Source organism: Saccharopolyspora sp. NPDC049357 (assembly GCF_040677225.1).
Classification (GTDB): domain Bacteria; phylum Actinomycetota; class Actinomycetes; order Mycobacteriales; family Pseudonocardiaceae; genus Saccharopolyspora.
In genome coordinates this window covers 107,897-129,048 of the sequence record NZ_JBFAQJ010000001.1, presented here as the reverse complement: position 1 = coordinate 129,048, position 21,152 = coordinate 107,897, and the positions used below count along the sequence as shown (strand labels likewise).

Genomic DNA, 21,152 nt, shown 5'->3' with positions numbered 1-21,152 from the left:
TGTAGAAGTCAAATCCACGCGGCGCGGATGTCCCATCGGACCGGGGCGGTTGCCGGTCCGATGGGAGGGAGTCCTGCGCGTCTCGGTCAGGAGAACTGGATGCCGCCGTCGATCATCACCGACTGGCCGGTCATGTAGTCCGAATCGCTGGAGGCGAGGTACGACACGAACGACGCGACGTCCTCGGGGACGGAGACGCGGCCGAGGTGGATCAGTTCCGAGTACTTGTCGATGGCCGCGCCCTTGCGGAGGCCTTCGTGCTCGGCGAGCTTCTCGTCGATGTGGTCCCACATCGCGGTTCCCACGATGCCCGGGCAGTAGGCGTTGACGGTGATGCCGTACTGCGCCCACTCCATCGCGGCGGCCTGGGTCAGCCCGCGCACCGCCCACTTCGAGGCGGAGTAGTGCGCCAGCAGCGGGAACGGGCGGTAACCGACGATCGAGGCGGCACCGATGATCTTGCCGCCCCCGCCCTGCTTGATCATCTGCTTGGCCGCGGCGTTGTAGCAGAGGTAGACACCGCGCAGGTTGATCGACATGAGCTCGTCGAACTCCTCCGGCGTCACCTCCAGCAGCGGCTTGACCTGGGCGACACCGGCGTTGGCGATCATCACGTCGAGCCTGCCGAGCTCATCGGCCACGCCGTCCACCATGCGCTGCACGGCCTCCGGGTTGGCCACGTCGGCGATCGCGACGGCCGAGCGCCTGCCCAGCGCGGTGATCTCGTCGGCGACGGCCTTGAGCTGGTCGCTGTTGGCCTCGATGTCGTTGACGGCGACGTCGTGGCCGTCGGCGGCGAGCCGCAGCGCGATCCCCTTGCCGATGCCCCGGGCGGCGCCGGTGACGAGCACGACGCGCGACTTGTTGTGAGCAGCCATGGAGTTCTCCACTTCCTCGTGGCGGTTCATGCCCGAGCGCCGTCGTGGGGCGGTGTCCGGGCGTGAGACTTGCCGGAACCGATGTCGGGCTCGCGAGCCCGACGTGTGGTCCCGTTCACATCACCAGCGAGGCTAGGCAGGGAGGCTCGCCCAGGTCAGGGTTCGGTTGTCTCAGTTTGAGACAGCCGAGGCGAAGCGGATTTCGCCTGTCCACCTCAGGGCTTGGGTGGGGCGATGCGCGCGCACCCGCGATTGGGAGGCGCCTGTTCTTAGCCGTGTTTTGGATGCTTCCCAGGGCTTCCCGGTCGCCGTTCCTGACGACCTCTCTGAGCAGTACTGAGACATGTACACCACACGCGACCGGATCGAGCAGCTCCACCCGCAACCCGAGAGCGCGTAGCTGCGCATCGTCGGGTCGCTGGGCTTGGTCTCGCCGTGGATCAGCGGTGAGTCGATCGTCTTCTCGACAGTGGGTCCGCTTGACCGCGGTGGGTAGCTCAGGATGAAGCGGCTCAGCCGCTCATGGCTTGAGCCATGCGCCGAGACATCTCCTCGGCGGACACGTCCTCGACGTGCGTGGCGATGCTCCAGCAGTGCCCGAAGGGATCTTCGAACTCGCCGCTTCGATCGCCGTAGAACTTGTCCTCCACCGAGTTGAGCACCGTGGCCCCGGACTGGACGGCCTCGTTGAACACCCGGTCGACGTCTTCGACGTACACGTAGAGCATCACGGGCGACCCGCCGATGGATTTCGGACTGCGGGCGCCCATGTCAGGTGCTTCATCGGCGAGCATGATCACCGCGTCGCCGATGGCGATCTCAGCGTGCGCGATCTTGCCGTTCTGCATCGGCATTCGCATGCGCTCGGTCGCGCCGAGCACCCGACAGTAGAAATCGATCGCGGCATTGGCGTCGTCGACGCACAGGTACGGTGTGACCCGCGGAAAGTTCTGCGGGATCGACTGAACATCCGTCATGGTTCCCCCTCGTGTGAGCGGCGCGGCCCCGCGCTGGGCGCTTCGGGGGCGCCGAGTGCGAGGCTACGCCGCTCCTGCGAGGTCCGCTTTCCGGCCGCCGTGAGCGGGCGATCGTCGGTTGACTGGCGGAAATCCTGTTGCACCTGGACTTCTCGATCGATGTCGGGCTGGACCGCGTGCCGCCGTATCGGTCGCGAACACCTGTTTCCGCTCGCGGTCCGAAATGGTGCGCGCTGGTGCGGCTCTCGTCGATCGAGGACTTTCGGCCGCTCAGTCGCAGCGCGCGGTCATGCCGCCATCGACGACGATCTCGGTGCCGGTGACGAACCTCGCCTCGTCGGAGGCCAGGAACAGCGCGGCGTGCGCGGTGTCGAGGCCGTCGCCCATGAATCCGAGCGGGATCCGGGACAGTCGCTGGGCCAAGAGCTCGTCGACGTTGCCCCCGGTGCGTTGCCCGGCCAATCGGGTCTCGACCATCGGGGTGTGCAGCTGGCCCGGAACCACCGTGTTGACGCGAATTCGGTCCGGTGCGTGTTCGACGGCGGTGACCTTGGACAGCTGGATCACCGCTGCCTTGGAGGACGCGTAGGCGACTTGTGGAGACCCCGTGAACCGCAGCCCTGAGGTCGACGCGACGTTCACGATCGACCCGGAGCCGCGTTCGCGCATCACCGGGATCGCGTGCCGGCAGCCGAGGTAGGCACTGGTCAGGTTCAACTCCAGCTGTGCACGCCAGCCCTCCTCGTCGAGCTCGGTCGGGCCTCCGTGCTTCGAGCCGCCGACGTTGTTGACCAGTACGTCGAGTCCTCCGAACGTGTCGACCGCTGCGCGCACCATCCCTGCCACCTGATCGGAATCGGTGACATCGCAGGTGTGTTCCTGCGCGATGCCACCTTCCTCGGCGATGAGTTCCAACGTCGCCCCGAGCGGCTCCGGGTCGCGATCAACCGCGAGCACCTGGGCACCTTCGCGGGCGAAGACGTAGGCGGTCGCACGCCCGTTTCCCCAGCCATCACCCACGCTGCCCGCGCCGGTGACGATCGCGATCTTGCCGTCCAACCTGCCGCCCATCACGCCCTCTCCTGATCTTCTCCGTCGGTGGGGTTGCCCGGGGGCTCCTCCTGTCCCACCTCCAGCGCCACGAGGAACCGCGACACGAGGTTGTAGGCGCCGACCGTGACGGTGAGCTCCACGACCTCGCGCTCGTTGAAGTGCCGGCGGAGGGAATCGAAAACGTCGTCCGGAACCGAGACTTCAGCTGTCATCGCATCGGTGTAGGCGAGCGCGGCGACCAGTCGCGGTTCCAGCCGGTCCGAACCCGGTTCGCCGCGCAGCACTGCGAGGTCGGAATCGGTCAGGCCAACGGCTCGACCCAGCGGCTCGTGGGCGTCCCACTCGTACTGGGCGTGGTTGAGCGCGGCGACCCGCAGGATCGCGAGCTCGCGCACGTCGTCGGCCAGAGTCGTGCCGGTCCGGACGGCGCCGAGGAAGTCGTTCCAGCCGTCGGCCAGCAGTGGGCTGTGGAGCAGCATCAAGTCCAGGGGCCGCAGCGTGCCACCACGGCGAGCGCGGATCCGGTCGACGATGGGCCCGTCCGGGCCTGCCGGGGTGTCGGAACTGGCGTAGTCCAGGCGGGCCATGGGCTCGTAGTCCTTGTCGTCTTCACGTTCGGTGTCAGACAGGGGTGCCGCCGAGAGCCGTCATCTCCGGGGCGGTGTGCGCGATGAGCGGCGGAGAACCAGCAGGACGAGGTGCGAGCCGCGGTCAGATGCTGGTGACGTCTTCGCGATCCTGCCCGCCGGCGGCACGCAGGTCCGGGTTCGCCGCGCGAATGGCGGCGGCGTGCTCGACGTGTTCGGCGGCCAGCCTGGCGGCCGAGGCGGCATCGCCTTCCCGCAAGGCTTTCAGGATCGCGTCATGGTCGCGTTGCAGCGCCTCGGCGGCGTCCTTGCTTCCCCAGATGGTGGCAGGCGGGGTGAAGCGGACCCACAGCGTCTCGACGTATTGCAGGACCAGCGGCGATGCCTGCTCGTAGATCGTGAAGTGGAACTGCTTGTTGAGGCGTGACAGCTCGGCGGGAGCGGCTCCGTCACGGAGCGCGCGGTCGATCTCGGCGTGCTGTTGCTCGATCTCCTGCAGCTTCTCCGGAGTCATCCGCTCGACCGCCATCTCCGAGGCCACGGATTCCACGGCCGCACGCAGCCGGTAGAGGTCCGCCGCGGTGTCCGGGGTCATCTCACGGACCGAGGCGCCCTTGTGGGTGGAGTAGACGATCATGCCGTCGGCTTCCAGGATGCGCAGCGCTTCGCGGACCGGTGTGGGGCTGACCCCGTACCGCTTGGCCAGGACCGTCTGCTTGATGAGCTCACCGGGCCTGAGCGTCCCGGCCGCGACGTCCTCGCGGATCCGGTCGGCGACCCAGGCGGTGCGGCTCTGAGGAGGGGAGTCCGCGTTGCCGAAGCTCATGTGTCGCCCTTCTGTTCGTGCGCCCGTGACCCAAGCGGTCAACAGTCTATTGCCTATCGACTTACCCACGGTAACCGAGTCTAATCCATGGACAACACTCTATAGAGTATGTAGCTTCTTGGCTGCCGCCAACGAGGGCGGCCCGATCACCTAGCGGGAGAAGTCCATGGACGCACAGACGGGACTGACCAGGCACGTCGCGCAGTGGATCGTCGAGCAACAGACGCAGCCGCTTCCCGCAGACCTGGACCGTCACCTGCGCCGGTTGACCCTCGATGCCGTCGCCGGCATGGTCGCCAGCTCGGTGAGGCCGGTGTCCGTCGCAGTCGCACGCCACGCCACGGCCCTGTATCCCGGCGACGAGGCGACCTCGATCGGGCACGGGACGTCGTCGGTGCTCGGTGCGGCGCTGGTCAACGGCACCAGTGGCCACGGCATCGAGTCCGATGAGGGGTACACACCGGGCAGCATGCACCCCACCTCGGTGGTGCTGCCCACGGTGTTCGGCCTCGGGCAGAGCATTGGCGCCGATGCGGAGCGCGTGCGGATCGCTGCTGCCATCGGCATGGAGCTGGCGTGCCGGATCGCCGCTGCCGGCCATCCCGCCACCCGAAACCGGCACTTCCACAACACCCCGCTGGCAGGCGTTTTCGGTGCGACCGCTGCGGCATCCGTGCTCCGCGGACTGTCGGAGGACGAGACCGCGAACGCGCTCGGCATCGCCGGTTCGCACGCGGGCGGGTTGTTCGAGTTCCTCAGCGGCTCGGCAGAGGTGAAGCGCTTCCACCCCGGGAAGGCGGCGCGCGATGGCATCGCCGCGGCGGATCTCGCCGCCGCGGGACTGACCGGGCCGACCACTGTCTTGGAAGGGACCGACGGCTACTTCGCGGCCTATGCTGGTGCGGTCGGCGAGGCGTGGTTCCCAGAGCGCATCACCGACGGGCTCGGTCAGGAGTGGGTCCTGCTGAAGACCTACGTCAAGCCCTACCCCTGCTGCCGCCACCTCCACGGTGCCATCGACGGTGCGCTGCAGCTGCGGCGCGAGCACGCGATCGATCCCGTTGACATCACCGCGGTGAAGGTCGAGACGTTCCCGATCGCCGCTCGGCACGCCGGAACTGACATGAGCACCACGCTGCAGGCGCAGCTGAGCCTGCCTTACACGGTCGCCACCGCTCTCCTCCGCGGCGCGGTGACCCTGACTGATTTCGATCCCGCAGCGCGCGCCGACACCGCTGTGCGGGACCTGATGGAGCGCATCTCGGTGACTGTTGATCCAGATGCCGATGCCGCTTACCCCCGGTCGGGCCGCCCCGCCCGGACGACCCTCGAGCTCGGCGACGGGCGCACGCACACCACCTGGGTGCAGCACCCGTACGGAGAACCGGCGAACCCGCTGTCCGATGAAGCGCTCGAGGACAAGGTGCGCGGATTGTGCGAACCGGTGGTGGGTCCGGCGGCGACCACCGACCTCATCACCGCTGTCCAGGCCTTCGGCGATCTGGGCTTCCTGGCCGACATCGACCGGGCGATCCGGTCCAGCGCACTCGTCGTCGGCTGACCAGCGCGCCCCCACCACGACCGACCACCGGACCACTTGCGAGGAGCCATCCAATGAAGGTTGGTGTCGAAGCGCTGGAGCTCACCTACGGGGAGCACCGAGCGGTGAAGAACTTGGACCTGACGATCCCCGACGGCAGTTCCGTCGTCCTCTTGGGACAGTCCGGGTGCGGGAAGACGAGCACCATGCGGTGCATCGCCGGTCTCGAATCCCCATCCGGCGGTCGGATCACCATCGGCGACCGGACCGTGTACGACGGCACGAGAGGCACGTCGATCCCGTCGCACAAGCGCAACGTCGGCATGGTCTTCCAGTCCTACGCCGTGTGGCCGCACATGACCGTCCTCGACAACGTCGCGTTCCCCTTGAAGATGAAGGGTGTTGGCAGAGCCGAAGCCCGCCGCCAAGCGATCCGCGTGCTCGAGGTTGTCGGCCTGGAGCACCTGGGCGAACGCGGAGCGAGCATGTTGTCCGGCGGCCAGATGCAGCGGGTCGCGCTGGCGCGCTCGATGGCCATGGAGCCCGCGGTGCTGCTGCTGGACGAACCGTTGTCCAACCTCGATGCGCGGTTGCGCGACGAGCTGCGGGTCGAACTGCGCAGGATCCAGCTCGAGCGCGGGCTGACCAGCCTCTACGTGACCCACGACCAGCAGGAGGCCCTCGCGTTGGCCGACCGCATCGCCATCATGCAGGGCGGTCGGATCACCCAGCTCGGGACGCCCGAGGAGATCTACGCGGCTCCGTCCAGCGCGTCGATCGCGAGCTTCCTCGGCGTCACCAACGTCTTCGAGGTCGCCAGCCTCAACGGGAACAGCGCGGAACTATCAGGTCAGGGCGGCCGGCTCGTGGTCGACGAGGCCGAGGCCGGTCAGGCGGGCACGCGCTTCGCCTGCATCAGACCCGAGCACGTCCGCGTCACTCCGGCGGCCACGGCCGAGGAGGGCAGTGCACGTCCGTCGAACCGGATGAGCGGGACCGTGGAAGTCGCTGTGTTCCAAGGCTCTTCGATCCGCTGCACCGTGCGCACCGGCTCAGGCCTGGCGATCGAGGCGATCTGCCCTCCGCCGGCCACCGGGACGCTCACCACCGGATCCGCGGTGTCGATCGATGTCGATCCGCGTGCTGTCCGGCTGCTGCCCGAAGATGTGACCGAGGTCCAGCAGGCGCAGGAGGTCGTCGCGGTATGACCACCACACCGACCAGGCCCGCGCGCCCTGAAGCCCCGATGGGTCGCAGACGCCGCAGTCCTGTGCCGCTGCGTACCCGAGTCCTCGGGCTGCCGTTGCTGGCCTTCGTGTCCTTCCTGGTCCTCGTTCCGGCCCTGCTGATCGTGGTGGCGGCCTTCGCCACCGACGTGCCGCGGCCGGGAAGTGCCGACCTGTCGTTCACGCTGGCCAACCTGCGGGTCCTCGCAGCTGAAGGGGTGCTCACCGCCGCGCTGAACTCGCTGCTCATCGCGGCCGGCGCGACGGTGCTCGCGCTGCTGATCGGCGGTTCGCTGGCCTTCCTGGCGGCGCGGACCAACGTCCGAGCTCGCGGGTTCCTCTACTTGATCGGCCTGATGCCGCTGTTCCTGCCGTCCTACGTGGGCGCGTTGGCCTGGTCGATCCTGGCCAGCCCGGGGGCCGGCCTGATCAACGTGGCGGTCCGCGACTTAGGTGGGACCGGGCCGGTCGTCAACGTCTACACGATCGTCGGGGTCGTCGTCGTGATGGCGATGTACTACGCGCCCTACGCCTTCCTGATGATCCACAGCTCGATGTCGCTGATGAACCCGGACCTCGAAGACGCCGCCGGCGTGCACGGCAGCGCGCCCTGGCGGACGATCCGCTCGGTCACCGTGCCGCTGTCGCTGCCCGCGATCATGGGCTCCGGGTTGCTGATCTTCGTGCTGGTCTTCGAGAACTTCCCGGTCTCCCAGGTGTTGGCGACGCCAGGTGGGATCGACACGCTGCCGACCTTCATCTACAAGCTGATGAACTCCACTCCGTCGCGGGGCAACGAGGCGGCGGTGATCGCGATCGTGCTCGTCGCGGTGGTGCTGGCGGTGACGTGGATGCAGCGCCGCTACCTGGCCAAGAGGTCCTTCACGACGGTGTCGGGCAAGGGCGTGAAAGCTCGGAAGATCGCGCTCGGCCGGTGGCGCACTCCGGCCCTGGTCGCCGCTGTCGTCTACTTCGTTCTGTCGATCGTGCTGCCGTTGTCGGCTCTGCTGTTGTCGGCGGTTCGAAGTTCCCCGTACATGAGCTCGTTCGTCTCGTTGACCGAGCCGGGTGCTGTCGATGTCAGCTCGTTCTCCGAGGCGGTGTCGTCCGAAGGTTTCCTCGGCGCGGCCACCAACAGCGTCGTGGTCTCGCTCGCCGCCGCCTCCGCCGGCACGGCATTGGCCTTCGTCGTCGGTTACGTGGTCTACCGGACGAAATCGTGGGGTCGCGGTGCGCTGGAGAACGTGTCGATGGTCCCGCTGGCCATTCCCCACGTCGTGCTCGGGATCGGTTTGCTCTGGACCTGGCTGGTCATGCCGTTGCCGGTCTACGGCACGCTCTGGGTGCTGATCATCGGGTTCGTCGCTGTTCAGATGCCCCAGGGATTCCGGGGGATCGCCGCCTCGATCCGCGCCACCGACCGCGACCTCGAGGACAGCGCCGTGATGCTCGGTGCTCACCGCAGCCGGGCGATCGCCGTGATCACCGTGCCGCTGCTTCGGGTGTCCGTGCTGTCGACGTTCCTCCTGCTGCTCATGCTGAGCATGCGCGAGCTGACCGTGCCGTTGTTCCTCTACACCACCGACACCGAAATCCTGTCGATCGCCATCTACGACCAGTTCGAGAACGGCGGTGCGCTCAACGAAGCCTCCGCTACCGCGCTCATCTACTGCGCGATCATGTTCCTGCTCAGCTACCTGCCCCGCCGGTTCGGTGCGGGCTCGGGAGGCCACGGTGCCTGAGACGACCCAGTTTCCCCACGTCTGCTCCGGTCAGCGGCGCGGTACCGCGATGTTGGCCTTGATCACCGCCGCGATCCTGCTCGTCTCGGCCTGCGGAGGCTCGGTGCACAACACACCGACCGCTCGTGCGGCCAAGCTGCTCGCACCGGCGCAGGTGGACACCAGCAACGGTTTGACCATCGATGGTGAGCAGATCGCCGACAAGGCGCTCTACGACGCCGCGAAGGGCAAGAAGGTCGTGCTGTACTCGGCAGCGGGCAAGGAGGCCGAGGACCTCACCGTGGCGCGGTTCACCGCTGAGACCGGCATCCCGGTCGAATTGACCCGCTTGCCGAACAACAAGCTCGCCGAGCGGGCGTTGTCCGAGCACGGGGCAGGTCGTCTCGGCGCCGACGTGATCCGGCTGACCGACCCCCGAACGGCGCGTGACTTCGGTGAGGCGGGGCTCTACGTGCCGTACCGGACGCCCTTCCACGACAAGCTGGCAGCAGCCGGGGCCACGGTCGATGCCAACTGGTTCCCGGGCTACTACTTCGTGAACGCGATGGCCTACAACTCGGCCATCCACACCGAGAACCCGCCGAACGGTTGGGAAGACCTCACCGATCCGAAGTACCAGGGCGAGCTCGGCATCGTGGCGATCACCACGGGTGGCACGTTGAGCGCGCTCACGCGGTTCCAGATCGAGCAGTTCGGGGTCGGATTCCTCGACCGCTTGGCCGCGCAGGATCCTCGGGTGTTCAACTCCACCTCGACGGAGGTGGATGCCCTCGCGCGCGGCGAGATCTCCATCGCGACCGTCAGTTTCAACAACGCGTTCGGCGCGCAGACCAACGGTGCGCCGATCCGGCTTGTCGTCCCGAAGGAAGGCGTGTCGGCCTCGGAAGGTCCGCTGGGCTTGACCCCGAAGGGGGCGGACAACCCGGCCGCCCAGGTCTTCGCCAACTGGTCGTTGTCCAAGTCCGGTCAGCGGTTCGTCGGTTCTCAGGGTTTCGTCCCGGTCCGCACCGACGTCGGCCCGGTTCGCGCCGGGGAGTACGAGCTGCCGACCGCCGACTCGCCACGCTTCCACTTGCTGGACGAGGAGGGCTTCGCCCGCCACGCGAAGGCCGACCAGGCGCTGTGGAAGCAGAAGTTCAACTTCATCGGCTGAAGTACCGTTCGAAGAGATAAGGAAACCTCCGCATGACTTCGACCCTCGACCGCTCGGCCGATGACGACCTCGCACGCAACGAACTGCTCGAATCGGTCAACGCGTTCGCCGCACGACACCTGGCTCCAGGCGCGCTGGAACGGGCTCACGACCCGAGCTACCCCTGGGACATCGCAGCCCAGCTGGGGGAGCAGGGCCTGTTGGGACTGACGATCTCCGAGCACGACGGCGGGCAGGGAGCCGGGTTGGCCACCGCGGTGGCGGTGATCCAAGCGGTGGCCCAGCACTGCCCGAAGAGCGCGGACATCCTGCAGGCGGGCAACTTCGGCGCCATCCGCACCTTCGCCCAGTTCGGCACGCCGGAGCAGAAGGCGGCGTACCTCCCGGACCTTCTCGCCGGTCGAGGTCTCCTCTCGCTCGGCATGAGCGAGCCCGAAGCCGGCTCGGCGGCGACCGAGCTGATCACCAGTGCCGTCGAGGACGGTGACGACCTCATCGTCAACGGCACCAAGATCTGGGGCACCCACAGCGTGGATGCGACGTTGTACCTGGTCTACGTCCGCTTCGGACCCGGTACCCGCAACATCGGTTCGGTGCTGGTGGAACGCGGCGATCCCGGTTTCGAGGTCGGTACGCCGTCGGCTTACATGAGCGGCGAGACCTGGGCCCAGCTCTACTTCGAGGACTGCCGGATCCCGGAGTCGCGGATCCTGCTGGGCCCGGGTGGTTTCAAGAAGCAGATGAGCGGCTTCAACGTCGAGCGAATCGGCAACGCCTCCCGATCGCTGGCGTTGGGCAGGCTCGCGTTCAACCTCGCCCGCGAGCACGTCTCCCAGCGCACCCAGTTCGGTCGCACGCTCAACGAGTTCCAAGGTGTGCAGTGGGCTTTCGCCGAAGCCGCGGTTGCTTTGGACTCGGCCGACGCGCTGCTCGCCCGGGCGGTGGCCAATGCTGAGGACGGTCTTCCCTCCGCGTACGAGACCACCGTCGCGAAGTACGCCGCCAACACCGCCGGTTTCAAGGCGGCGGATGCGGCGATGCAGATGATGGGGGCGCTCGGCTACAGCACTGAGTCGCTCGTGGAGTACTGCCAGCGCCGGACCCGCGGTTGGATGATCGCGGGCGGGTCGTTGGAGATGATGAAGAACCGCATCGCGGAGGAGATCTTCGGTCGGCGGTTCCCGCAGCGGGCGACGTCGTGACCGACGAATCGGGACGGGTGCGCGTCGAGCGCGACGGAGAGGTGGCCGTCTTCGTGCTCGACAACCCGCCGGTGAACGCGAGCACGGCGCAGCTCCTCACGACGACCCGGAAACCGCGGTGTTGATCGCCGACGCTCGCGCGGCCAACGGGATCACGCCTCGGGAGATCGGCGTGGCCGAGATCGTCGAGAGGGTGCTCACGGCGGCGGCGAACGAGGCGGCGCTCGTGCTCGCGGAGGGGATCGCGGCCAGACCCGGGGACATCGATGCCCTGATGACGTTGGGCTACGGCTTCCCGGAAAGCCTCGGAGGACCGTGCTACTGGGCGAGCACCCGTCCAGCGGCGGATCACGCGGCGGCCCTCACCCGCCTGAAAGACGCTGTGGGGTGGGGATTCCGTCGCGGTGACCGGGATCTGCTGCGGTGAGGAGGACGTGCCAGGTGCCCGGCCGTCAGAGCAGCACCGCGTGCTGGGCGACCGACGCCACGATTCGGCCGTCTCGATCGAACAGCGATCCCCGGGCCAGCCCGCTGCGCTCACCGGCGGCCGGGCAGTCCTGCACGTAGAGGATCCAGGCGCCTGGTTCGAGGTCGGCGTGGAACCACATCGCGTGGTCCGCGCTGACCGCGGGCCGGTGCAGGTCGGCCCGTTCACCGCGGGCGCGGGCGATCACCGGCACCAGTGAGCGGTCCGAGGCGAACGCGAGCACCGCGCGCTGCAGGTTGTCGTCGGCGCCCGGGACCGCTTCGGCGCGCAGCCACAAGCAGCGCGGCGAGCTCGTGTCGTCGGAAGGCTCGTCCACCGGGCGCACGTCCAGTGGGCGGGAGGCGGTGCGCCAATCGCCGTGCGGAGGAAGCCGCACGCTGTCCGCGGGCAGGCCGGCCGCCCTGCGCTGCGGCAGCGAGGGAAGGGATTCGGGGTCGGGCACCTGCGGCGGCCGGATCGAACCGGTGGGAGGACTCGGTTCGCCAGGACCCATCGAGACGAATCCGGTGACGAGCTCGCGCCCGGCCTGCTCGGCGCTGACTGCGAGCACCGTGCGGCTGCGGCCTGTGCGGATCGTTCGGACCGGATAGGAGATCGGCTCGCGGGGACGTCCCGGGCGGAGGAACTGGACGTGCAGGGATTCGACGTGCCGGTCTGCGGACGCCTGCGCGGCGGCGAGCACGAGTTGGGCGAGCAGATGACCGCCGAAGACGCGTTGGTCGAACCCGGCGGTGGGGAGACCGACGAATCGCGCGCCCTCCGAGCGGAGCTTGATCCGATCGGCGAGTGGGGTCCGGTTGACCACGCCGGGCAGAGAGGTCTCGTCACCGTGGCGGGGCCCGTCGGCGAATTCGGTGTTGATGTGGTCCACGACGCAGACACTACAGGGAATACTCTATAGAGTATCGAGTAGGTCAGAAGTGAAGTTGACCCGTCCGGTTGGAACGTTCCGCATTCAGTCAGGAGAGCCGATGCCTCAGAACCCGAACGTGACGGCGCTGGCCGCACCGCTGCTGCACCCCGAATCGGTCGCGATCGTGGGGGCCTCCGACGACCCGAGGAAGACCACTGGCCGTCCCCAGCGCTTCCTCGCCGCGGCGGGGTTCACGGGAACCGCCTGGTTCATCAACCCCAGCCGGGAGACGGTGCAGGGCGAGAAGGCATACCCGAGCCTGTCCGCGCTGCCCGGCGTGCCCGACCACGTCTACGTGATGACCGGTGCCGAGGCGGCTGTGGACGCCGTGGCCGAGGCATCTCGTCTCGGTGTGCCGGTCGTGACCGTGTTGTCGTCCGGGTTCGCCGAGGAAGGGGAGCAGGGCCAGGCCCGTGAGGATCGTTTGCGCGCCGCCGCGGCGCAGGGCCCGACCCGGGTGGTCGGCCCGTCCAGCCTCGGCGTGGTCAATCCGCGCAGCGGGGTGATGCTCACCGGAAACGCCGCGTTCGGCGAGCCGGACACGCCCACCGGCGGGATCTTCGTCGCCTCGCAGTCCGGCAGCGTGATCGGCGCGCTCGTGTCCCGGGCGCGCGAACGCGGGATCGGATTCGCCGGCCTGGTCTCCACCGGAGGAGAGGCAGACCTGTCCCTGGGGGAGATCTGCTCGGCAACGCTGGACGACCCGGCGATCACCTCCTACGCGCTGTTCCTGGAATCCCTGCGGCACGCCGGGGACCTCGCCGAATTCGCGGCCGCAGCGCACCGCGCGGGCAAGCCCGTCGCTGTCTACAAGCTCGGCCGCTCCGACGAGGCGCGCGCCCTCACGGTCTCGCACACCGGAGCTTTGGCAGGTGAGGACAGCGAGGCCGAAGCATTCTTCCGCGCATGCGGTTTCGCCCGGGTCTCGACCTTCGAAGGACTCTGCGAGGCACCCGCCCTGCTCGAACGGGTCCCGGCCGACGGTCCGGCCAGGCCCCGGGTCGGCGTCGTCACGACCACGGGTGGTGGTGCCGCGATCATGGTGGATCAACTCGCGTTGCGCGGTCTGTCCGTGCGCGGTCCCAGCCACGAGCTGGTCGAGCGCATGGCTGATGCCGGAGCACCGATCCCGCACAGCCTGATCGCCGATCTCGGCCTCGCCGGCGCCAGGCACGACGTGGTTTCGGCCGCGCTGCGGGAGTTGCAGGACTCCGGCGAGTTCGACCTCGTGCTGTTCGTGATCGGTTCTTCCGCGCGGCTGAACCCTGAGCTGGCGGTGCAGGCGCTCGCCGAGCGCGGTGGGCACGCGGTCCCGGTTGTCGGGTTCGCCCTGCCCGAGGCCCCGGAGGCCGCCACCATCCTCGCTTCCTCCGGGGTGCCGGCGTTTCGCACCCCGGAATCCTGCGCGGACGCGATCGCAGCCGCGTTCTCGCGGCAGTCGGCGAGGATCGTGCCGGAGTCGGTCAGCGGGCTACCGGTCGGCACGCCCGAGCTGCTCGACGAGCAGGATTCCGCCGAGCTCCTGGCCTCCATCGGCATGCCGACGCTGCCCGCGATGGCGCTGAAAACCGCCTCGCTGGGCGAGGAGGTCGCGCTGCCGTTCGCCTACCCGGTCGTGGTCAAGGCTCTGTCCGACCAGCTCGCGCACAAGACCGACGCCGGTGGAGTCGTGCTCGGCGTGACCGACGCCGAGGGGCTGCGCGACGCGGCCCGCACGATCGTCGAGGACGTCGCGCAGAAGGCCGGTATCAACGTCGACCGCGTGCTGGTGCAGCCGATGGCCGACCCCGGCGTCGGTGAGGTGCTGATCGGGTATCGTCGCAGCGCCGACGTCGGCCCTGTCGTGGTGCTGTCGACCGGCGGAGTCACAGCGGAGATCTACGACGACAGCGCCGTGCGGCTCGCTCCCGTCGATCGCGAGACCGCGCACGCGATGATCGGCGAAGTGACCGGCTTGAAGGTCCTCACCGGGTACCGGGGCGCGAGTCCAGGCGATCTGGACGCGCTCGCCGACGCCATCGTCGCCTTGTCCCGGCTCGCCGTCGAGCAGCCGTCCGTGATCGAGGCCGAGGCCAACCCGGTGCGCGTTCGCACCGACGGCGTCGTCGCCCTCGACGCCCTCGTCCGCTGCGTCAAGGGAACCGACCATGCGTGAGGCGTTGCGGACGCCCGTGGGCGGGTTCGAGCTCCGCTCGTGACCGCCTGGCCCGTCGCACTCGTCGTGCAGGCGACGTGCGGGCAGGCGTTCTGGCTCGGCATCCGGGTCGTCGTCGGCTACCGCGCGCTGGAGGCCGGTGGCGGCCCGGAGTTCCTGGGCCTGCTCGCGACGGCGTTCGCGGCGCCCGCGTTGGTGGCTTCGATCCCGGCGGGGAAGATGACGGACCGCCTCGGAGGCGCCGGCGTCGCAGCCGTCGGGCTGCTGCTGAGCGGGACCGGAGCGATCGTGGCCCTGCTCGATGACGGGCTGGCGACGCTGCTGGCCGGTGCGGTCGTGATGGGCCTGGGCCAGCAACTACTCATGGTGGGGCAGCAGACGTTCATCGCCCACGTCGGCGCCGGTAGCGACGCCGCGTTCGGAACCTTGACGGCTGCGTCCTCGATCGGGCAGATGATCGGGCCACCGGTGGTGACGGCGGTGCTGACCGTGGAAACCGGTGCGGCCACCGGAACCGGCGGCGGGCTGGTGGCGTGTCTGCTGTTCCTCGTGTTGGCGCTGCCGTTGACGCCGCAGCTGCTGCGCACCGACCGCGCACTGCGGTCGCGGCGTCCCTCTTCGGCGGGCGAGCGACCCGGGACGAGGGGGCTGCTGCTCCTCCCGGGCATGTGGCGGTCGCTCGTGGTGAGCGGCGCGGTGCTGGTCACGCTCGACCTGCTCTACGCGTTCATCCCGGTCTGGGCGGTCGAGCAGGGCGTGGATCCCCGGGCCGTTGGGTTGCTCCTCGCTCTGCGCGCGGCGGTCTCGCTCGTCACCCGGATAGGTCTGTCCCGGCTGGTGGTCCGCTTCGGGCGGCTGCCGCTGATCGCCGCTTCGGTACTCGCCGGCGCCGCCGCACTGGGTGGCCTGCCGCTGGTGGGGGCGTGGGGTGCGGTTCCGGTGATGGTCGGTCTGGGTATCGCGCTGGGCCTGCCGCAACCGCTGACGATGGCGTGGGTGACGTCGCTGACCCCGCCGTCGTCACACGGTGCGGCTCTCGGGCTGCGCCTGACCTTCAACCGGTTGGCGCAGGTGACGCTGCCGTTGCTGGTCGGTGCCGTTCTCGGCCCGGTCGGCGTGGTCGGTGTCTTCTGGGCGAACGCGGCACTCCTGCTCGGAGCGGCGGGCAGCGTCATGGCCCGGCGACCACGCGACTGACGCCACTCTGATGGCATGTCGTTGCGGATGACTGCTCAGGTGCAGATCGCTCCGTTGGCCGCGGAGCCGACCAGCTTCGAGTACTTCGCCAGCACGCCCGTGCGGTGGGGCGGGGTGCGCGGGGTCCAGTCGTTGCGCCGCTTTTCCAGTTCTTCCTGCGGGACGTCGAGGTCGAGGGTCTTGGTGGCCATGTTGAGCACGATCGGGTCGCCGTCCTGCACCAGCGCGATGGTGCCGCCGTCGGCCGCTTCCGGCGCGACGTGGCCGATGCACAAGCCGGTCGTCGCTCCGGAGAAGCGGCCGTCGGTGATCAGCAGCACCTCTTTGCCCAGCCCGGCGCCCTTGATCATCCCGGTCACGGCGAGCATCTCCCGCATTCCGGGTCCACCGCGCGGGCCCTCGTACCGGATCACCACGACGTCGCCGGCGACGATGGTCTCGTCGGTGACGGCGTCGAGGGCGCCTTGCTCGCCGTCGAACACCCTGGCGCGCCCGCGGAATTCGGCGGCGTCGAAGCCCGCGGACTTGACCACGGCACCCTCCGGGGCCAGCGAGCCGCGCAGGATGGTGATCCCGCCCGTCGGGTGGATGGGGTCGCTCATCGCGTGGATCACGGTCCCGTCGAGGTCTGGCGGGTCGATCTCGGCGAGGTTCTCCGCGACGGTGCGGCCGGTGCAGGTGAGGGCGTCGCCGTGCAGGAGGCCTGCGTCGAGCAGGGCCTTCATCACCACGGGCACTCCGCCGACCTGGTCGACGGTGCTCATCACGTGCGCGCCGAAGGGCTTGACGTCGGCCAGGTGCGGGACGCGCTCGCCGATGCGGTTGAAGTCGTCGAGGGTCAGCGGCACCTGCGCCTCGTTGGCGATCGCGAGCAGGTGCAGGACGGCGTTGGTCGACCCGCCGAAGGCCAGGACGACGGCGATCGCGTTCTCGAACGCCTCCCGGGTCAGGATCTGCCGCGCGGTGATCCGCTTTTCCAGCATCCCGATCACCGCCTCGCCCGAGGCGCGGGCGATGCCGTCGCGCCGCCGGTCGACGGCGGGTGGGCTAGCCGAACCCGGCAGGGCCATGCCCAGCGCCTCGGCGGCGCTGGCCATCGTGTTCGCCGTGTACATGCCGGCGCACGCGCCCTCGCCCGGGCAGATGGCGCGCTCGATCTCGGTGAGCTCCTCGCGGGTGATCAGCCCGCGGTTGCAGGCCCCGACGGCCTCGAACGCATCGGCGATGTTGACCTCGCGGCCGTCGACGTGCCCGGGAAGGATCGTCCCGGCGTAGACGAAGACTCCGGCCAGGTCGAGTCGGGCCGCGGCCATGAGCATGCCGGGCAGGGACTTGTCGCAGCCGGCGAGCAGGATGGTGCCGTCGAGCCGCTCGGCCTCGACGACCGTCTCCACCGAGTCGGCGATGATTTCGCGGCTGACCAGCGAGTAGTGCATGCCGACGTGACCCATGGAGATGCCGTCGGAGACCGAGATCGTGCCGAACTCCATCGGGAACCCGCCCGCGTGGTGCACGCCCTCCTTCGCCGCCTGCGCCAAGCGCTGCAGGGACAGGTTGCAGGGGGTGATCTCGTTCCAGCTCGACGCGATGCCGATCTGCGGCTTGACCAGGTCGGCATCGCGCATCCCGACGGCGCGGAGCATGCCGCGGGCGGCGGTGCGTTCGATGCCGTCGGTGACCTGGCGGGAGCGACGCTCGATATCGGACATCATGCCTCCTCGGCTGGGGAGAACGGGACGACAAGGCTCACGATGTCAGTCCTCAGGCGCGCAGGCACGTCTCCGCGCCGAGTCCGCACCTGAATGCCCGTCGAGTTCTCGGAGGTGCACGGCCGGGACCTGGAGCGGACTTCATCGAATGGTGCTGCTCACGATGCCCGGCGCGCGCTCCACGAGGTCCCACAGGGCTTCGACGGACTCCATCGGCAGCACGACCGCCAGCAGTCCGCGCTGCAGCGCGTTGCCGCGGAAGATGTCGCCGAAGCGCGGAGCGATCACAGCCCGGAACCCGTAGCCCTGCAACGCCCAGACCGCGGCCTCGCGGGATGAGCCGCTCCCGAAGTCCTCGCACCGCGACAACTGCACATCAGTTGCTGATTTCCGCTGCTGTGACGGCCTGATGACGTTGGCCCAACGCCTTTAGTGATGAATGAATGTGTGTCAGCATCCGTGGAGTCCACAGTGGTCGTTGGTCGATTCGCGGGTGCGGCCCGGAATTGTTCCTGGCACGACGGGGTTCGGGAAACTTCCTCCGGTCATCCTGAACTGATCGATGTCCCCGGGGTCTGCGGGCGACTATTGCGCGACGGGTCATCAATGCTGCCGGGATCAGGTATTGGACGGTGGAGAAAGGCCGGGTGATGCTGGGGGATGACCGGTCGGCCTCAGGTGCGATGAGTGAAGCCCGGGGAATCCAAGGCCGGACCAGAGGAAGGATGGCTATGAGTCGGCTGTGCGAGACCGAGGGCTTGAGCGAGGAGCAGAGCGAGATCCTCAAGGCGGTGCGCAGGTTCGTGGAGGAGAAGATCCTCCCGGTTGCCACTGAGCTCGAGCACGCCGACGAGTACCCGACCGAGATCGTCGAGGGGCTCAAGGAGTTGGGCGTCTTCGGCCTGACGATCCCCGAGGAGTACGACGGGCTGGGTGAGTCGCTGCTGACGTACGCGTTGTGCGTGGAGGAGATCGCGCGCGGCTGGATGAGCGTCTCCGGCGTCATCAACACCCACTTCATCGTGGCCCACATGCTGATGAAGCACGGCACCGAGGAGCAGAAGCGCAGGTACCTGCCCCGGATGGCGGCAGGCGAGCTGCGCGGCGCGTTCTCGATGTCGGAGCCGGGACTGGGCTCGGACGTTTCCGCGGTCAAGACCAAGGCCACCCGCAGCGGTGCCGGGTACGAGATCACCGGCCAGAAGATGTGGTTGACCAATGGCGGCTCGTCCAGCCTGGTCGCGGTGCTGTGCAAGACCGACGAGGGGGCCGAGTCGGTCTACAGGAACATGACGACCTTCCTGGTCGAGAAGGAGCCCGGTTTCGGCGAGGTGGCGCAGGGCATCACGGTGCCCGGCAAGATCGACAAGATGGGCTACAAGGGCATCGACACCACCGAGATGGTGTTCGAGGGTCACCAGATCTCGGCCGAGCAGGTCCTCGGCGGAGAGCCCGGCAACGGCTTCTACCAGATGATGGACGGCGTCGAGGTCGGTCGCGTCAACGTCGCGGCTCGCGCCTGCGGCATCGCCCACCGCGCCTTCGAGCTCGGGATCGCCTACTCGCAGCAGCGCGAGACGTTCGGCAAGCCGATCGCTCAGCACCAGGCCGTGCTCTTCCGCCTGGCCGAGATGGCCACCAAGGTCGAGGCCGCCCACACCATGATGGTGCGCGCGGCTCGGATGAAGGACTCCGGCCGGCGGATGGACGTCGAGGCCGGCATGGCCAAGATGCTCGCCTCGGAGTACTGCAACGAGGTCGTCGAGGCGTCGTTCCGGATCCACGGCGGCTACGGCTACGCCAAGGAGTACGAGATCGAGCGCCTCTACCGCGAGTCCGCGTTCATGCTGATCGGTGAGGGAACGTCGGACATCCAGAAGATGATCATCGGTCGGCGCTTGTTGGAGGAGTACGAGCAGTGAGAGCGGGGCCCGGGCGGCGGTCACCTGCCGGGTGGCCGCCGCCCGAGCGATCGAGGAACCTCGCCCGGCACCGCGAGCAGGTGCCGGGCAAAGCGATTCAGCGAGTGGGAGTGGTGGTGTCCCCGGGAGCGGCCGCCTGATCGGAGGTCGGTGTCTCCTCGGCCGCGGGTCGACCGAGCAGGGCGCGGGAGCACACCAACGAGATCGCGGTGGTCACGATGCCGAAGGCCACCGGGAGCACCATGCTGCCGGAGCCGCTGTGCAGCCACTGCAGGATCAGCGGGGTGGTGCCGCACAGGGCGCCCGAGAGGCCGTAGGTCAGCGAGATTCCGGTGTAGCGGACCCGGGCGGGGAAGCTCTGGGCCAACATGCCCGCCATGATCGCGTAGAACATCACGTCGGGGATCGTCGCCAGAACGGCGCCGATCATCGCGAGCGTCCAGTTGCCGGTGCCGATCAGCACGAACATCAGGGCCAGTGCCGGGATTTCGAGGCCGAGCAGCAGTGTGACCAGCGCGCGAGGGCTCCAGCGGGTCGTGAGGATGGCGCCGAAGGGCTGGACGAAGAACTGCACCACGCTGGCGATCAGGATGATGCTGAGGAAGGAGTCCTTGGAGAAGTCGAGGGACTTCGTGGCCCACGCGAGGGCGAAGGTGTCTCGGGCGTAGACGACGACGAAGACGCACAGGATGCCGAAGATGCCGAGCACGAGCTCGCGGAAGTTGCTGCGGAAGACCTCGACGACCGGGACCTTGACGACCTCGTTGCGCTCGTGCAGCTGTTTGATCGCGGGCGATTCCTCGAGCTTGAGCCGGATGATCAGGCCGACGACGACCAGCAGCGCGGAGGCGAGGAAGGGCAGGCGCCACGCCCACTCCAGCAGCGCATCTTCCGGCAGCAGGCCGGTCACCGCCAGGAATCCCAGGGTGGCGAGGATCCGCCCGGCCGGCGAACCCTGCTGCGCGAAGGCACCGAATAGGAATCCGCGATCGGATCGGGTGTGCTCGGTGGCGATCAGCACTGCGCCACCCCACTCGCCGCCGACGGCCAGGCCTTGCAGCATGCGGAGCACGATCAGCAGGACGGGCGCCGCGGCACCGATGGTGGCGTAGGTCGGGAGCAGGCCCACCCCGACGGTGGTGATGCCCATGAGCAGGAGGGTGGAGATCAGCGCGCGCTTGCGGCCGATGCGGTCGCCGAGGTGGCCGAACACGGCGCCACCGAGGGGCCGGGTCAGGAAGCCGACGGCGAAGGTGCCGAACGAGAGCAGCACCGCGACGGCGGGGTCGGCGTTGCTGAAGAACAGCGGACCGAACACGAGAGCGGAGGCCGTGCCGTAGATGTAGAAGTCGTACCACTCGATGGTGGTGCCGACGAAGGCGGCGATACCGGCTTTTCGCGCCATCCGCTCATCGAGCTGGGGTGCTGTGGACATGGGGGCTGCTCCTCAGGATGGATCAGGGGGATGCCTCTGCGCGGCGTGGGCGGCTTGTGACCGCACTCACGCTAAAGGCGCCCTTGTTGCCTGTCCAAGACCGAATGTGGACGTGATTGATATCCGAACCGGCAATAGTCGGTGCTGCCT

General features: G+C 68.6%; 18 protein-coding genes. 9 read left to right on the top strand and 9 right to left on the bottom strand.

Translation table 11 applies throughout. The features are described 5' to 3' along the window. Positions 1–86: 86 nt before the first annotated feature. The 5 genes from AB0J91_RS00585 to AB0J91_RS00565 form a co-directional block, all read right to left on the bottom strand. A complete protein-coding gene (locus AB0J91_RS00585; protein ID WP_363862406.1) occupies positions 87–878 on the bottom strand; it encodes an acetoin reductase in 792 nt (263 codons plus the stop codon). 512 nt (positions 879–1,390) lie between these two features. Continuing rightward, positions 1,391–1,855, bottom strand: a complete 465-nt coding sequence (locus tag AB0J91_RS00580; protein ID WP_363862403.1) for a VOC family protein — start codon at positions 1,853–1,855, stop codon at positions 1,391–1,393. A 270-nt stretch (positions 1,856–2,125) separates the two neighbouring features. Continuing rightward, positions 2,126–2,926, bottom strand: coding sequence for an SDR family oxidoreductase (locus AB0J91_RS00575; RefSeq protein WP_363862400.1), 801 nt, complete (start codon positions 2,924–2,926; stop codon positions 2,126–2,128). Next, positions 2,926–3,495 (bottom strand): carboxymuconolactone decarboxylase family protein, encoded by a 570-nt coding sequence (locus AB0J91_RS00570; RefSeq protein WP_363862397.1) that lies wholly within the window; start codon positions 3,493–3,495, stop codon positions 2,926–2,928. The genes AB0J91_RS00575 and AB0J91_RS00570 overlap by 1 nt, the downstream gene beginning before the upstream one ends. A gap of 124 nt (positions 3,496–3,619) precedes the next feature. Then, a complete protein-coding gene (locus tag AB0J91_RS00565; RefSeq protein ID WP_363862394.1) occupies positions 3,620–4,321 on the bottom strand; it encodes a GntR family transcriptional regulator in 702 nt (233 codons plus the stop codon). Between the two features lie 166 nt (positions 4,322–4,487). Here AB0J91_RS00565 and AB0J91_RS00560 point away from each other — a divergent pair, with 166 nt between their 5' ends. From AB0J91_RS00560 to AB0J91_RS00535, 6 genes are all read left to right on the top strand, one after another. Continuing rightward, positions 4,488–5,882: an MmgE/PrpD family protein gene (locus tag AB0J91_RS00560; protein WP_363862391.1), complete on the top strand. Its 1,395-nt coding sequence runs from the start codon at positions 4,488–4,490 to the stop codon at positions 5,880–5,882. A 53-nt stretch (positions 5,883–5,935) separates the two neighbouring features. Beyond that, a complete protein-coding gene (locus AB0J91_RS00555; protein ID WP_363787702.1) occupies positions 5,936–7,069 on the top strand; it encodes an ABC transporter ATP-binding protein in 1,134 nt (377 codons plus the stop codon). Further along, on the top strand, positions 7,066–8,829 hold the full coding sequence (locus AB0J91_RS00550) for an iron ABC transporter permease (RefSeq protein WP_363787701.1): 1,764 nt from the start codon (positions 7,066–7,068) through the stop codon (positions 8,827–8,829). Before AB0J91_RS00555 ends, AB0J91_RS00550 begins: the two co-directional genes overlap by 4 nt. Further along, positions 8,822–9,982 (top strand): extracellular solute-binding protein, encoded by a 1,161-nt coding sequence (locus tag AB0J91_RS00545; RefSeq protein WP_363862388.1) that lies wholly within the window; start codon positions 8,822–8,824, stop codon positions 9,980–9,982. Before AB0J91_RS00550 ends, AB0J91_RS00545 begins: the two co-directional genes overlap by 8 nt. Positions 9,983–10,014: 32 nt before the next feature. After that, entirely contained in the window at positions 10,015–11,184 is a 1,170-nt protein-coding gene (locus tag AB0J91_RS00540; protein ID WP_363862385.1) for an acyl-CoA dehydrogenase, read from the top strand. Between the two features lie 172 nt (positions 11,185–11,356). After that, positions 11,357–11,611: a 3-hydroxyacyl-CoA dehydrogenase family protein gene (locus AB0J91_RS00535; RefSeq protein WP_363862382.1), complete on the top strand. Its 255-nt coding sequence runs from the start codon at positions 11,357–11,359 to the stop codon at positions 11,609–11,611. A 25-nt stretch (positions 11,612–11,636) separates the two neighbouring features. On the opposite strand, the gene AB0J91_RS00530 is transcribed toward AB0J91_RS00535, so the two are convergent. Continuing rightward, positions 11,637–12,542: an acyl-CoA thioesterase domain-containing protein gene (locus AB0J91_RS00530; RefSeq protein ID WP_363862379.1), complete on the bottom strand. Its 906-nt coding sequence runs from the start codon at positions 12,540–12,542 to the stop codon at positions 11,637–11,639. Between the two features lie 100 nt (positions 12,543–12,642). Here AB0J91_RS00530 and AB0J91_RS00525 point away from each other — a divergent pair, with 100 nt between their 5' ends. Both AB0J91_RS00525 and AB0J91_RS00520 read left to right on the top strand, forming a co-directional pair. Continuing rightward, positions 12,643–14,739 carry an acetate--CoA ligase family protein gene (locus AB0J91_RS00525; protein WP_363862376.1) on the top strand — a complete coding sequence of 699 codons (2,097 nt, stop codon included), beginning with the start codon at positions 12,643–12,645 and terminating at the stop codon, positions 14,737–14,739. A 39-nt stretch (positions 14,740–14,778) separates the two neighbouring features. Next, positions 14,779–15,936: an MFS transporter gene (locus AB0J91_RS00520; RefSeq protein WP_363862373.1), complete on the top strand. Its 1,158-nt coding sequence runs from the start codon at positions 14,779–14,781 to the stop codon at positions 15,934–15,936. 35 nt (positions 15,937–15,971) lie between these two features. Here AB0J91_RS00520 and ilvD read toward each other — a convergent pair whose 3' ends face one another. Both ilvD and AB0J91_RS00510 read right to left on the bottom strand, forming a co-directional pair. Continuing rightward, positions 15,972–17,645 (bottom strand): dihydroxy-acid dehydratase, encoded by a 1,674-nt coding sequence (gene ilvD / locus AB0J91_RS00515; protein ID WP_363862370.1) that lies wholly within the window; start codon positions 17,643–17,645, stop codon positions 15,972–15,974. A gap of 141 nt (positions 17,646–17,786) precedes the next feature. After that, positions 17,787–18,056: a hypothetical protein gene (locus AB0J91_RS00510; protein ID WP_363862998.1), complete on the bottom strand. Its 270-nt coding sequence runs from the start codon at positions 18,054–18,056 to the stop codon at positions 17,787–17,789. A 320-nt stretch (positions 18,057–18,376) separates the two neighbouring features. Here AB0J91_RS00510 and AB0J91_RS00505 point away from each other — a divergent pair, with 320 nt between their 5' ends. Continuing rightward, positions 18,377–19,567 (top strand): acyl-CoA dehydrogenase family protein, encoded by a 1,191-nt coding sequence (locus tag AB0J91_RS00505; protein WP_363862367.1) that lies wholly within the window; start codon positions 18,377–18,379, stop codon positions 19,565–19,567. Positions 19,568–19,664: 97 nt separating this feature from the next. Here the strand turns inward: AB0J91_RS00505 and AB0J91_RS00500 are convergent, their stop codons facing one another. Next, a complete protein-coding gene (locus AB0J91_RS00500) occupies positions 19,665–21,002 on the bottom strand; it encodes an MFS transporter (protein ID WP_363862364.1) in 1,338 nt (445 codons plus the stop codon). Positions 21,003–21,152: the final 150 nt, after the last annotated feature.

Coding starts and splice junctions, on each gene's coding strand:
- AB0J91_RS00585 (WP_363862406.1), bottom strand. CDS start 878: ATGGCTGCTCACAACAAGTCGCGCGTCGTGCTCGTCACCGGCGCCGCC.
- AB0J91_RS00580 (WP_363862403.1), bottom strand. CDS start 1,855: ATGACGGATGTTCAGTCGATCCCGCAGAACTTTCCGCGGGTCACACCG.
- AB0J91_RS00575 (WP_363862400.1), bottom strand. CDS start 2,926: ATGGGCGGCAGGTTGGACGGCAAGATCGCGATCGTCACCGGCGCGGGC.
- AB0J91_RS00570 (WP_363862397.1), bottom strand. CDS start 3,495: ATGGCCCGCCTGGACTACGCCAGTTCCGACACCCCGGCAGGCCCGGAC.
- AB0J91_RS00565 (WP_363862394.1), bottom strand. CDS start 4,321: ATGAGCTTCGGCAACGCGGACTCCCCTCCTCAGAGCCGCACCGCCTGG.
- AB0J91_RS00560 (WP_363862391.1), top strand. CDS start 4,488: ATGGACGCACAGACGGGACTGACCAGGCACGTCGCGCAGTGGATCGTC.
- AB0J91_RS00555 (WP_363787702.1), top strand. CDS start 5,936: ATGAAGGTTGGTGTCGAAGCGCTGGAGCTCACCTACGGGGAGCACCGA.
- AB0J91_RS00550 (WP_363787701.1), top strand. CDS start 7,066: ATGACCACCACACCGACCAGGCCCGCGCGCCCTGAAGCCCCGATGGGT.
- AB0J91_RS00540 (WP_363862385.1), top strand. CDS start 10,015: ATGACTTCGACCCTCGACCGCTCGGCCGATGACGACCTCGCACGCAAC.
- AB0J91_RS00525 (WP_363862376.1), top strand. CDS start 12,643: ATGCCTCAGAACCCGAACGTGACGGCGCTGGCCGCACCGCTGCTGCAC.
- ilvD (WP_363862370.1), bottom strand. CDS start 17,645: ATGTCCGATATCGAGCGTCGCTCCCGCCAGGTCACCGACGGCATCGAA.
- AB0J91_RS00505 (WP_363862367.1), top strand. CDS start 18,377: ATGAGTCGGCTGTGCGAGACCGAGGGCTTGAGCGAGGAGCAGAGCGAG.
- AB0J91_RS00500 (WP_363862364.1), bottom strand. CDS start 21,002: ATGTCCACAGCACCCCAGCTCGATGAGCGGATGGCGCGAAAAGCCGGT.